The sequence below is a fragment of the Pseudanabaena sp. FACHB-2040 genome (genome assembly GCF_014696715.1).
Classification (GTDB): domain Bacteria; phylum Cyanobacteriota; class Cyanobacteriia; order Phormidesmidales; family Phormidesmidaceae; genus JACVSF01.
This window is the reverse complement of the sequence record NZ_JACJQO010000005.1, coordinates 705,439-717,689: the sequence shown is the minus strand read 5'-3', so window position 1 is coordinate 717,689 and position 12,251 is coordinate 705,439. Positions and strand designations below refer to the sequence as shown.

The window sequence follows — 12,251 nt, the reverse complement described above, 5'->3', positions numbered from 1 at the left end:
TTCCTTGCAGGTGCTAAACCACAGCAAATAGTCCTCTGAAACAAACGTTTCAGAGGACTTTCTATCTCTATAGCCAGCATTAAGGGCTTTTGCTTGCCGATTACAAAGGAAGCAAAAGCCCTTAATGTTTGCCCAAGGGGGTTGGCCCTAAAGGGCTACTACAAGGTCTTACAGGCTATTAGAAAGGGGAATTCCAGAGCCCTGCTGGAGAATAGTTGCATCAGATTTGATATAGCCAAAGTAGAATGCAACGCCAGCCAAAATAACGCTCAACCAGACATTGTTACCAAACAGAGGCATCGTGCCAAAGAAGGTGTTGGTAAAGGGTAATAGGCCCAAAATGGCCTGAGCACCATAAATAATCGCAAAGATCCGGTTGAAGACAATAGAGCCGCTTAAGCTAGTGAACGCGGCAATGCCCCAAAGACCCACTAAAACACCAATGCCATTATGGAAATAGTTGGTGGGGAAAATACCAAACAGATACCCGTTACCCAGGTAATAATCGTGGCCTGCCGGTAAGGATACTAGGCCAGGTACAAAACCTGCTATTCCCAAGAATAGGGACAAAATACCCAAAATTAGGGCGCAGGTACGAACCTGACTATCCATAGCAGCATCGACAGAAGGACTACGCATTCTTTAAAATCTCCTTTTCTCTTTCACACAAAATCAGTTCACAAACTACTCAAAGAAATTGAGTTGGGGGGAAAAAGAAATTTTCTACCGCACTAGGTGTAGTACGTCGCGCAGTACGCTGTAGCCTGCCCAATCCCAGAGAAGATAGGCTGAGAAGCCGATCATTGCTAGACGGCCGTTCCACAGCTCTTGCTGAGGGTTCCAGCCAAAAATCCAGGCGTTGCGGTCGTAGCCGTTATAAGCCTTGGCAGTGCGAGGAAGACTAGTTGAATTGTCGATCGGGGCTTGTTGTGCAGCCTGCTTGGTCTCTTTAATTTGTTGCATGAGGTAAACTCTCAATCTCGCCTTAATACATTTCATGCTATTAGCTTGGCTGGCTTAATTGGTCTATCTTTAGGGCAACTGAGGGGGTCTGCCTAAGGAAGGTTTTTACTGCTCAACTTGCTCACTTTGTGAACTAGTAAAACAAGTTGAAGAAACGTTTTTGTTGCTCAACCTGCTCACTTTTTCGTGGTCAAGACAAATTAAGTAATAGGCGATTAAAATCGTCTATTACCTAATTTGGAATTGCTGAAGAATCCGGCAATTAATGTGGCTTTTAACGGAAATTTAAGGAGATTAGTGCTTGATCCCTAACTATGGGCGCTACAGCATGTACATGCATCAACTGAGGAGCGCGGCCTCAGCAGCTATGGATTTTAATCAGTAGCTCAAGCACTGGGAACAGGGGTTTCTTTGGGTAGCTCCAGATCGAGCGTGCTGGGAATCTGAATTGCCAGGATAGTTCCTAACACGGTTACGTAACCCACTAGCGACAGCCAGAGCAGGTGGTTGCTCTGGACGTATTCAGCGGCTACCGCTAGCGGCCCAAACCCCAAGCCAAACGCAATTAAGACAGCGTTGCGGAGTGCTTTGCCCTGCTTCATACCAATAAAGTAGCCCTCTATCATAAAAGCGACTGCTGTAATAACGAGCAGGGGCAACAGCCAACCCACGTAATCGCTAATCTGGGCATTGATTTCGGTATGGTTTGTAAGCAGCCCAAACACGAGGTCTGGAAAGAGGATTGCTCCCAGGGCAAACCCTAGGGCGATGGGCAGGGCGGCTGCGATCGCAACTCTCAGTAGCGGCATCATTAGCTGAGTTTCTCCCTTGCCCTTAAAGCTGCCAGTCAGGGTCTGAGTTGTCATGCCTACCCCTTGAACTGTGAACTGACTGAGCAGGGCAATCTGCAGCAGCAGACCGTTTTGAGCCAGGGTCGTGGTGCCCAACGATGAGCTGAGGTTGGTGAAAATGGCGTAGGTCGAGATCAGCACCAAAAACCGGACCAATAGATTGCCTTTGAGGGCCACCGTTTCTCTGAGCGATTGCCAGTCCAAAACCTCCTTGAGGGCAGCCCTCACATCAGAGCCGCGAACCGTGAAACACACGGCCCCCAGACCTGCTAGCAAAGATAAGTACTGGCTGGCAGCGGTAGCTAGCCCTGCCCCCGTGCTGGCCCAACCCCACTGAAAAATCATCAGGTAGTCCAGCAGCACGTTAGAGCCGTTGCCCAGTACTGAGATGATCAAAACGACCCAGTTCATCTCTCGGCCTAAAAACCAGCCGATCAGCACAAAGTTGAGCAAGACGGCAGGGGCTCCCCAGATGCGGCCATAGAAATAGTCCAGACCCGATGCTTCTACTTCCGTTGTGCCGCTTAGGATGGCAAACCCAACTTTTTGCAGGGGGTACTGCAGCAGCAAGATTGCTAGGCCAATCAGCAGCGCCATCAGGCCGCTTCTAAGCCCCGCCAGCAGCACACCTTTGGTATATTCTTGCCCTGCTGCCTGAGCAGTCAGAGCATTGGTGCTTGAGCGTAAAAACTTGAGCACTCGGTAGAGGTAGTCAAACAAAATCGATGCCAAAATCACGCCAGCTAGGTGCCGAATATCGGCTAAATGCCCTAGAAAGGCCGTATCAACCAGACCCGCGAGAGGCACCATCATATTGGAGAGCACGCTGACCGCCGATAATCGCAAGAAACGAGGCAAAAATCTGTACTGATCAGGTAAGGCAAGCACCATTCGATTCGGCCAGGACAACTTAGTTGGAACATGCTTTAAGACACTGCCACTAATCAAGGAGCAGGTCTTAACAGAAATTCACTTCTTATCCTAATGGGCTTGGCCGGATAACTCAAAGAATTAGCAGGCAGTCAAGATATTTTTAGGTGCGATCGCAGAGCTACCCTGATAGTGGTGGCAAGCACATGGCAGTGCATAACGCTTTTACTGGCCGAGCCGTTCACTAATTTCTAAGCGGCTGCCGTTGACAAAATCTGCCCCACTTTGAGCCCGCTTGCCTTGGGGCTGAACCTGCAGCAGCAGCAGCAGCCCTTCTCCAGTCTGAATCAGCGGTCCTTGCCCCTTTAATAGGCCCACTACTTCTCCCGGTTGAGCCGAAGCGGCCGTTAGCTGAATGGCTTCGACCGTAGACTGGAGCCGAATCAAAATTTCGGGCAGTTGGGGCCAGGTAAACTCTTCTAGGGGCGCGGTGGCGGTGATCTTCAAAGGCTCGCCGCGAAATAGGGTGCTGCAGTTGGGGTAAAAGCCTCGCACTTGATTGTGTAGTGCGATCGCACTGCGGCTCCAGTCCAGCGCATAGTCTTCCTTCTGAATCAGCGGCGCATAAGTAGCCTGCTCATCGGGCTGAGGCACTGCCGTTACGGTTCCAGCCTGAAGCTGCTGCAGCGTGTCTACCAGCAAGTCTGCACTTTGGGCCGCCAAAACCTGGGCCAAATCAAGGGCCGTGTCCATCAGGTCAAGGGGAGCCCTCGACTTCAGCAGCATGGGGCCAGTATCCATGCCTTCATCCATAAGCATGGTGGTAACACCCGTCTCACTCTCTCCGTTGTAGAGGCTCCACTGGATGGGGGCCGCGCCTCGGTAGGCTGGCAACAGAGATCCGTGGGCGTTGATACACCCGAGTCGGGGCATGGCTAGAATGCGTGGCGACAGGATTTGGCCGTAGGCGATGACCACAAAGGCATCTGCCCCAACCGCTTCCAGCTCCGCCAAAACGGCTTCGTCTTTTTTGATTCGCTTTGGCTGCCAGAGGCGGCAACCCGCCGTCAGCGCCACCTGCTTGACGGGTGAAGGCATCACCTGCCCGCCGCGCCCGCGCCGCTTGTCCGGTTGAGTTACTACCCCCACCACCTCAAACTCGGGGTGGCTCAGGAACCGCTCTAAACTGGGCACAGCAAACTGGGGCGTGCCAAAAAAAACAATCCGCATAACCAGGCTCACAACGTTCCTCACCATTAAACCCCAGGTTAGGCGCTACGCTGGTAGCCTGTGAAGAGCCCTTACCAGCCCTGGCTAGGTCTTCCTTAGCGCCGGGGCACAATGGCAATTTCAATGCGCTGGTTGCGCTGCTGCTCAGCCTGTGAGGTACCGGCAATGAGCGGGCGGGTTTGGCCGTAGCCCACCGGCACCCAGCGATAGCCTTCCCCCATGCGAGACTCTAGATATTGCTGCACCGCCAGCGCCTGCCGAAAGGTCAAATCTCGATAATCTTCAGCAGACCCAGAACTGTCACTGTGGCTGCCGACCACCAGAGTTGCGCCGGGGTAGCGGCTCAAATCCGCTAGCAGGGTGTCGAGAATGCGCTCAGCACTGGGGGTCAAGATTGCCTGACCGGGCATAAAGAGCAAAGAACTGGGCAGCGTGACGCGATCGCGGGCCAACTGAAACAGGGGATCTATGTCTGGTGTTGGGACTCCAGCTGGGGCAGCCGAATCGCCTGCGGTGGGAGCCTCAGGGCTGTTAGCAGCCGGATCTGGAGCCGCTGTCCCCGGCAGGCTGCGATTTAGCCGCTGCAGGCGAGACTCCAGCGGGGCATCCGACACGGGCTCTCCTAGTTTTGTCTCTAGGTCAGCTAGGCGATTGTCTAGCGCTCCTAGCTCAGTTCCCAGGGCTGATAGCTCCGATGCGATCGCTTCTTGCTCCACGGCATCTAAGTTGGGGGTGGCAGGCGGTGGGGCCGTCTGTGCCGGAGGCGGGGAGGCCACATCAGGCAGCGGCGAGGTTGCGATCGCAGAGGTAAGAGTCAAATCCTCGGTCCACCACTGAGGGAGTTGCCGCACCTTACGCACTACTCGGCTAGAGTGCCGCATCGCCACTTCTTGAAAAGGTGGCTCCGAAAGATTAGGGCTAGGCAAAAGTTGGGCTGCTAACACGCCAGCTAACCAGCCCAGGCTTACCCCCACCCCCAACAATGCTAGCCGCACCGTCAAAGTCCATAGAGCTGCCAGCCCAGACAAGGGCCCCCGCCTAGCTGGTTTAGCTGGAGGGATAGGATTTGGGGCAACCCTAACCCCATCGGGAGAAACTCCTGACCCCTGAGGAAATTCGTTCGAAGGAGACTCAGACATATCTGGGTGCAGGTAACCTTACAAAAAACTCAGGCAGAGGTGCTTCAATCAAATCAATCAGGCCAGCCATTCCAGGGGCTAACCTGGACAGTCCCATCCTCGGTAAAAACTACCATAAAGTCAGACTGAGGCGAGTTCGCTTGGCCTGCGGTGGTTAGATCAGGCAGAGGAGTTTGATCTACGGCCGCGCCTGCCGCTGAATCAACTGCCACAAACCCAACAATATCGCCAGCCTCATTCAGCCGTACCCGATAGGTCACAGGCTCTGGGAAGCGTGTGGATTTGCGGTTACTGCTGATGGTGCGACGCAGGTCAGCGTTGAGCGTCTCTATCTGGCGGCCATCTCGGATGGGATTGGCAATCTCTGGGTCTAGGGGCCTCGCCCCACCTACTACAGTCGCTTCACTGGTTTTGAGTGAGCTTGATGGGGCCGGTTCAACTACCACCTCTCCCCCTGACGTAAAGCGAGTAATAAATCGAGCTACCGGTTCAGTGATGGGGGCAGTTGGGTTGGGCGGTCGAAACAGCAGCTGCGGCAGAGGAGTCGCTTCATCATTAGCCAGAGCTGCATCGTTGCGGCTAATGTAGCCTAAAATATCGCCGTCTTGAGAAACAGTCACCTCATACCGCCAATCCTCGGCAGGTAGTGAGTCGAGAGCCCACTCATCCTGGAGCTGCTCAGCGAGATCCTGCCCTAGCTCTTCAACTGCATCCGCATCGGTAATTTCAGGTGCATTCTCTGCTGACCTTGCTACCGGCCCTGTTACGGCGGAGCCAGCCGCTGCAGGAGCTGCAGCCCCAGATTCAGGCCCTGTCTCCGGCGGGGTTTCAGTTGCTGGCTCATCGGGCGGGGTAGGCGGGGTATCAGGGGTTGTCCCGGCTGCCGCAGTTGTCGGTTCTGTCACCGAGGCCCCTGAAGACGGCCTTGGCTCAAACTCTGGTAATGGCACAAAGAATAGGGCTAGGGCGGCAGCGGCCAACGTCGAAGCACCAATTACTGCTGGCGCTACCCGTTTGGCAACCGGTTCGGCAGGCTTGACCAACCGACGAGAGACTGGCTTTAGGGCCAGTGCCAGATCCGGTAGCGTCTGGGCGTCGGTCAAAAGCTGATCTACAGCTTCCATCAGGTCATAAAACTGAACTGTACTGAGCCTGATGTCTAGAGGCGCTGTGACGCTGGTGTCGTTTGCTGGGGTGTTGCTATCAGACGATTTGTCGCTGCGAACGATGAGGTGGTGGTAAGGCCCTTCCCCTGGCTTCAATTCCACCAGCGGCGGGTGTTCTAATCGCTGCATAGGTGGGGCAATGCCGCTAAGCAGTCGTTGGGCGTAGCTGCTGACCGCTACCACAAGGTTGTCTAAAAACTCTCGTCCGCCCGTCAAAGGCCCGGCAGCAGCCCCTGGTAGGTGGCACTCTACATTGAGGAGCACAGACATCGGAGCTAATCCAGTGTCTCCATCAGTGCTCAACCCTTCCAAGATTAAGCTGCAGTTAGGCAAGCTGTACTGGCGCTGGATGGTCATACGGCCTCTCCATCAAACAGACTAGTCCAGAGCCGCTTTGTGCCCTGAGCTCCGGTACACAGCAGCAGTTGTGAGAGCAAGCTCATAGCCAGTTCGTCTAGTTTTTCATCAGTGGTGTAGGCAATCACCCCAGCCCGGCTAGGATTCATCCGAGAGCGAAAATGGCTGCGAAACCGAGTCAGGTAGTCGCTCAGGCGAAAGTGGTGCTCCAAAGACAGATGCTTGTCACTTAGCTGCTGATACCCCAGGAGCAGCTGTCGGATCAGCACAGTAAGCCGTCGAGCTAGAGAGCAGGTAATGATAGCGAGCGCTTTGGCTTCAGCAAAGCTCAGGGGGCGGCGCTGGCTGTAGCGGCGCATAGGGTTGGTGCCTCGCAGGAGCCATAGATGTACGCGTCCCCGAACAATATTCTGCAGATCGAGTTCACGAGCAGCTACTAGCATTGCCTCCGACCCTCCCAAATCTAGGGCCTCAATCGCCAACAGCAAGAGGTCAAGCTGTACCCGCGCCCGACGAGGGCATTCCTCCTTGGGCAAGTCCGGGTCGGGCAAAGCCTCTAAAATCAACGGCTGGGAGGGGACTGGTGGGCTATCTACTTGCATTACGCTCAAGCTTACTCAAACAGATACTATCAAAACACGGTTTATGCCCTCTTTAGCGGAGGGATGGCCGAACCTAACAGCCAAAAGTCCATTATGGCAAACCCCTTTAATAACCTACGTCTTTAGTTAGGGGCAATTTTGAGAAAGCAAATCAGAAAACTGTTGGGGCTATCTCTATCAGCTCACCTCAATTCAAGCAAAGAGGGTTTTCTAGTTCACTTTGGTCATGCCCTTGATGCGCCAATCCCCGTCCTGGCGCACGAGGTCGTACTGCATGGTGAGGGTGTCTTCGTAGGAGGCAGAGTCGTTTTCAATGCCTTGCTCGAAATAACGACCTGTTTCAGTTACCGTGGCCGTAGCCCGCAGGGCATCCGCAGAGGGATCTCTCGGCTCTACTGATTTCACTTCAACTGCGTGCTCATACTCCCAGTACCAGTTTGACTGTCTAGCTTCTCTGGCTCGGCGCTCCCATTGCGTCAGAGCTGGGTCGGCCAAGACCGTTCGTAAACTATCAGCTTGGTGGTCAGCGCCCAACGCCTCTCGCTTGGCGGTCAGCCAACCTTCGATTGCCCTTTCAGCAATTTCCTCAACTCCGATTTGCTCAGCCTCGGTGGGAGCAGGCGGAATCTCAATAGCAGGTGCGGTCACGCCAATAGCCAGAGGTTGCCCCTGCACTTTAGGGCCGCCAAAGATATCTGCCATGAGGCCAAAGGCGCGGGTCGTCAAAAAGCCTAATGCCCCCATACCCAACAGCCCGGCCAAAAACAGCAAAGCCAGCCGATCCCAGCGCGGAATCCGAGCACCGGGCTGCCGCCGCTCCTCTATCGGCGGTGGTGGGCTTGCCTCCCCTGCGGGTTTGACAATCGTGGGCTGTTTGCGGCCATTACGACTGCGACCATTGTGGTCGTTATGGTTATTTTGCGGGGCTGGACCTTTTGGCCCGGAGGGAGCCTCTAAACGGCCTTCGGGGGAGAGCTGCGCTACCCGCTCGGCAATAGAGAGAGCTGCAGCGGGCTCTCCCATCTCTGATGGCAACGGCGGTTCTGCTGCGCGCCCTAACCCTGCAAAGGGATTCTCAAATTTTCGGCTCGGTTCTGCCTTGAGACTCGAATTAGCAGGCTGGCGAAGCTGTACCGGGGGGTCTTGAGCCATGACTGGGGCAGGCTCAGCAGCAGCTTTATTCTGCTGCCGCCATTGGGGAAAGGAGGCTGTTGGGCTGTTGGGGCTGTCGGCGGGCATGGCTTCTAAGTAAGCCTGTACCTGCGGGTCTGCAAAGTACTCCTTGAGCGCTGTTTGCTGCTCTCGCAGATCTCGGAAGTGGGGAAAAACTTCATCCTTAAGCCAGCGCTCTGCATACAGGCACAGGCCAGGTAGCAAGTCAGGAGCGGCTTGGGAATGCTCGCGAATAAAGGCCAGTGGCTCATATTCTTGGCTTAGCTCTAGGGCCTGGCTGGCTTCCTGGGTTTGCCCCAGCAGCAAGGCGCAAACGGCCTGCTCAAGATGCACATCTTGCTGAGCTGCAACTCGCATTAGGAGCTGTTTGGCCCGCCGCACCAGAGCCGGTTGATGCCGGGCAAACCCTCGAGCGAGCAAGGCGTAGACCGTTAGATAAGTCGCTACGGCAGAGGGGCGGCGCGCCTCTGCTTCGAAAAGCTCCTGCTGTTCGGAGGCGGTTAGATAGTCGCGCAGCTGCTGAATAAAGCGCAAAAAGTCGTCAATCGTCAGGCCAGAGAGGTCATCGTCGGTTCCTTCTATACCGCCCCGGTCTTGCAGCATGCTCTGCAGCAGCTGGAGGCCCTGCCGCCGCTCTCGGGCTTGGTCTAGGGGGCGAGCCAGCAGCTCTAGAATTCGGTAGGGCCGCAGCTTATAAAGTTCGGTCTGAATTTCTGCTCGAATGACGGGAAAGAGGTTTTCTCGAATGAGTAACTCATGCCCAGTTTCAAGCGACTCGGCGGCAATTTCGTACTGGCGCTGCTGCCACTGCTCCCGGCCTAGCTCCAGGCAGGCTAGAGCTAGCGTCAGAACTGTATCGGCTAGGGCTGCTTTAGGGTCGCCAAGGGGATTTTCGAGGTGTCGGGAGCCGCTGGATAAATAAGGTCGCCCTAAGCGGATGACCAATTCGTATTCTCCAAGTTCCAGCAAGATCAGCAGGGCTCCTACGAACTGGCTGTCGTCAATTTCGATGGTGGGGGTGTAGGGGGCCTCGGGGACAGCCGGATCTGAAGCCAGTGCGCGCAGTGCCTCTTCCCCAGCGTTGACACTGACCTCCGCTGGGCTGGGCTGGGGCTCGGGGGGCAGGGCTGGATCTTCTGAGGCATAGGCTTTGGCCAGGAACCTGCTGTCGTAGTCTTTCCGCGAGCCCTCCTGGGAAAGCACTGCGTAGGCTTCATCGATCAGCTGCTTGCGGGCATCGATGGCAATTTCGGAATACTCTCTACGGGGCAGCTGCAGGGTGCGATCGCGATGGGCCTGCTTTAGCTGGTCCGCCGTCGCCTGAATCGGCAACCCCAGAATACGGTAGTAGTCCAACGGAATTCGCACAGCTCAAATCCCCACCAGTGAATTCAATCGAATAGTATCCAAAAAGGCTTGCAACGGATGCGCGAACGATTTCATCTTTTGCAATTTTTTTTGCAATGGTTGTCAGATGCTACCCTGTTTCAGCCTAGCCTTAGCTGGGTTGGTTCCAGTCCTGACCAGCTTACCGTCAGATTTCATCAACCCATCATATTAGAATGAGTAGATTCAATTCGCTCAACTCGGCCTGTTTGTTCAGAATATTCAAGATCAGAATCAGGAATTGATCTGCTCTAGCAATGTTAAAGTCTGGAGCTACAGTCTAATGGGGTCTGACGAGGACTGTCGTACAGGCTGATCAGTTGGACGACCTTTTCGCTATAGTCAAAAATTGGACATTGCGGCTTAGGACTCAGCAAACCCATGGTTCAGGAAAGGACACTACCAGCATTTCACGCGGCATCAGTCCCGCTGACGCAGGCAGAAGGGCTGATGCTCTACGAAGATATGGTGCTTGGCCGCTATTTTGAAGACAAGTGCGCCGAGATGTACTACCGGGGCAAAATGTTCGGGTTTGTTCACCTTTATAACGGTCAAGAAGCCGTTTCTACGGGTGTAATCAAAGCCATGCGTCCCGATGATTTTGTTTGCAGCACTTACCGAGATCACGTCCATGCTCTGAGCGCCGGGGTGCCTGCTCGCAACGTAATGGCCGAGCTATTTGGTAAGGAAACTGGCTGTAGCAGAGGCCGAGGCGGCTCTATGCACCTGTTCTCGGCAGAGCACAATATGTTAGGCGGGTTTGCCTTCATTGGAGAAGGTATTCCAGTTGCGCTAGGCGCAGCTTTTCAATCGCGCTACCGCCGAGACGCGATGGGCGATGCTGGGGCTGATCAGGTCACTGCCTGCTTCTTTGGTGACGGCACCACTAACAATGGCCAGTTTTTTGAGTGCCTTAACATGGCTGCTCTCTGGAAGCTGCCTATTTTATTTGTGGTTGAAAACAATAAGTGGGCAATTGGCATGGCCCACGAACGAGCTACCTCTCAGCCTGAGATCTACCGCAAGGCCAGCGTTTTTGGCATGCCTGGCGTAGAAGTGGACGGCATGGATGTGCTAGCAGTGCGGGAAGTGGCCCAAAAGGCTGTTGCCCGTGCCCGCGCTGGGGAAGGCCCAACGTTGATTGAATGTTTGACCTACCGCTTCCGGGGCCACTCTTTGGCCGACCCCGACGAGCTGCGCTCCAAAGCTGAAAAAGAAGCTTGGCTAGCCCGCGATCCGCTCAAGCGGTTTGAGGTCTGTTTGCTGGAGCAAAACCTAGCTGATGAGGAAACTCTAAAGTCGGTTCGGCAGCGCATTCAAGAAACCATTGATGCGGCAGTGGTCTTTGCTGAAGAAAGCCCGGAGCCCAGTCCTGAAGACCTTTACCGGGATATCTTTGCTGAAAACGCCTAGGGAGCCTTTGGCGGCAGTTGCTGCTGGCCCCTAGATCAAGATGACTTTGGAACTTATCAAATAAATTATTGGCATAGCTCAAAATGGCAGAAACCCTGTTGTTCAACGCCCTACGGGAGGCGATTGACGAAGAAATGCAGCGAGATCCCACAGTATTTGTGCTGGGAGAGGACGTGGGGCAGTACGGCGGGTCTTATAAGGTCACTAAGGATCTCTATGAGAAGTACGGTGAACTGCGGGTACTTGACACGCCTATTGCCGAAAACAGTTTTACCGGCATGGCCGTTGGTGCAGCCATGACCGGGCTGCGCCCCATCATCGAAGGGATGAACATGGGCTTTTTGCTGTTGGCCTTTAATCAGATTGCCAACAACGCGGGAATGCTGCGCTATACCTCTGGCGGCAACTTCAAGATTCCGATGGTGATTCGGGGGCCGGGCGGGGTCGGGCGGCAGCTTGGCGCTGAGCACTCCCAGCGGCTAGAGGCTTACTTTCAGGCGGTGCCGGGCTTAAAAATTGTGGCTTGTTCTACGCCTTACAACGCGAAGGGCCTGCTCAAATCCGCTATCCGTGACAACAATCCGGTGCTGTTTTTTGAGCACGTGCTGCTCTATAACCTGAAGGAAGACCTGCCTGAGCACGAATATTTGGTCCCTCTGGACAAGGCTGAGGTGGTGCGGCAAGGCAGCGATGTGACGATCTTGACCTATTCCCGCATGCGCCATCACGTCATGCAGGCGGTGAAGAATCTGGAGAAGCAGGGTTTTGACCCCGAGGTTATTGACCTAATTTCTTTGAAGCCTCTAGACTTTGAGACCATTGGTCAGTCCATCCGCAAGACTCACCGAGTTATCGTGGTAGAGGAGTGTATGAAGACCGGTGGGGTGGGCGCAGAGATTATTGCCTCGATCAATGACCGGTTCTTTGATGAACTGGATGCGCCTGTGTTGCGTCTGTCCTCTCAAGACATTCCTACACCGTATAACGGTAAGCTGGAGAGCCTAACTATTGTTCAGCCCAAGCAAATTGAAGAAGCGGTTGAGAAAATGGTGGCTCTGAGGGTTTAGGGTTGACCCAGAGTCTTCGCTGTTGAGATGTGTG

At 54.6% G+C, this 12,251-nt stretch carries 10 protein-coding genes; 2 read left to right on the top strand and 8 right to left on the bottom strand.

The genetic code is table 11. From position 1 onward, the window contains the following. Positions 1-168: 168 nt before the first annotated feature. From H6G13_RS06970 to H6G13_RS06935, 8 genes are all read right to left on the bottom strand, one after another. Positions 169-639 (bottom strand): DUF4383 domain-containing protein, encoded by a 471-nt coding sequence (locus H6G13_RS06970; RefSeq protein WP_190482424.1) that lies wholly within the window; start codon positions 637-639, stop codon positions 169-171. 84 nt (positions 640-723) lie between these two features. Beyond that, entirely contained in the window at positions 724-963 is a 240-nt protein-coding gene (locus H6G13_RS06965; protein WP_190482423.1) for a high light inducible protein, read from the bottom strand. Between the two features lie 386 nt (positions 964-1,349). Continuing rightward, positions 1,350-2,705: a guanitoxin biosynthesis MATE family efflux transporter GntT gene (gene gntT / locus H6G13_RS06960; RefSeq protein WP_190482422.1), complete on the bottom strand. Its 1,356-nt coding sequence runs from the start codon at positions 2,703-2,705 to the stop codon at positions 1,350-1,352. A gap of 204 nt (positions 2,706-2,909) precedes the next feature. Next, positions 2,910-3,914 (bottom strand): methionyl-tRNA formyltransferase, encoded by a 1,005-nt coding sequence (gene fmt, locus H6G13_RS06955; protein ID WP_190482421.1) that lies wholly within the window; start codon positions 3,912-3,914, stop codon positions 2,910-2,912. Between the two features lie 95 nt (positions 3,915-4,009). Then, the gene (locus H6G13_RS06950) at positions 4,010-4,942 is read right to left on the bottom strand and encodes an OmpA family protein (protein WP_190482420.1); all 933 of its coding nucleotides are present in this window, start codon (positions 4,940-4,942) and stop codon (positions 4,010-4,012) included. Between the two features lie 164 nt (positions 4,943-5,106). After that, the gene (locus H6G13_RS06945; RefSeq protein WP_190482419.1) at positions 5,107-6,576 is read right to left on the bottom strand and encodes a DUF4335 domain-containing protein; all 1,470 of its coding nucleotides are present in this window, start codon (positions 6,574-6,576) and stop codon (positions 5,107-5,109) included. Continuing rightward, positions 6,573-7,178 (bottom strand): DUF3038 domain-containing protein, encoded by a 606-nt coding sequence (locus H6G13_RS06940; protein ID WP_190482418.1) that lies wholly within the window; start codon positions 7,176-7,178, stop codon positions 6,573-6,575. Before H6G13_RS06940 ends, H6G13_RS06945 begins: the two co-directional genes overlap by 4 nt. A gap of 210 nt (positions 7,179-7,388) precedes the next feature. Then, positions 7,389-9,719 (bottom strand): IMS domain-containing protein, encoded by a 2,331-nt coding sequence (locus H6G13_RS06935; RefSeq protein ID WP_190482417.1) that lies wholly within the window; start codon positions 9,717-9,719, stop codon positions 7,389-7,391. A 399-nt stretch (positions 9,720-10,118) separates the two neighbouring features. Between H6G13_RS06935 and pdhA the strand changes: the two genes are divergently transcribed. Both pdhA and H6G13_RS06925 read left to right on the top strand, forming a co-directional pair. Beyond that, positions 10,119-11,150 carry a pyruvate dehydrogenase (acetyl-transferring) E1 component subunit alpha gene (gene pdhA, locus H6G13_RS06930; RefSeq protein WP_190482416.1) on the top strand — a complete coding sequence of 344 codons (1,032 nt, stop codon included), beginning with the start codon at positions 10,119-10,121 and terminating at the stop codon, positions 11,148-11,150. An 83-nt stretch (positions 11,151-11,233) separates the two neighbouring features. Then, positions 11,234-12,217, top strand: a complete 984-nt coding sequence (locus H6G13_RS06925; protein WP_190482415.1) for an alpha-ketoacid dehydrogenase subunit beta — start codon at positions 11,234-11,236, stop codon at positions 12,215-12,217. The last annotated feature ends 34 nt before the right edge of the window (positions 12,218-12,251 follow it).

Coding starts and splice junctions, on each gene's coding strand:
- H6G13_RS06970 (WP_190482424.1), bottom strand. CDS start 639: ATGCGTAGTCCTTCTGTCGATGCTGCTATGGATAGTCAGGTTCGTACC.
- H6G13_RS06965 (WP_190482423.1), bottom strand. CDS start 963: ATGCAACAAATTAAAGAGACCAAGCAGGCTGCACAACAAGCCCCGATC.
- gntT (WP_190482422.1), bottom strand. CDS start 2,705: ATGGTGCTTGCCTTACCTGATCAGTACAGATTTTTGCCTCGTTTCTTG.
- fmt (WP_190482421.1), bottom strand. CDS start 3,914: ATGCGGATTGTTTTTTTTGGCACGCCCCAGTTTGCTGTGCCCAGTTTA.
- H6G13_RS06945 (WP_190482419.1), bottom strand. CDS start 6,576: ATGACCATCCAGCGCCAGTACAGCTTGCCTAACTGCAGCTTAATCTTG.
- H6G13_RS06940 (WP_190482418.1), bottom strand. CDS start 7,178: ATGCAAGTAGATAGCCCACCAGTCCCCTCCCAGCCGTTGATTTTAGAG.
- pdhA (WP_190482416.1), top strand. CDS start 10,119: ATGGTTCAGGAAAGGACACTACCAGCATTTCACGCGGCATCAGTCCCG.
- H6G13_RS06925 (WP_190482415.1), top strand. CDS start 11,234: ATGGCAGAAACCCTGTTGTTCAACGCCCTACGGGAGGCGATTGACGAA.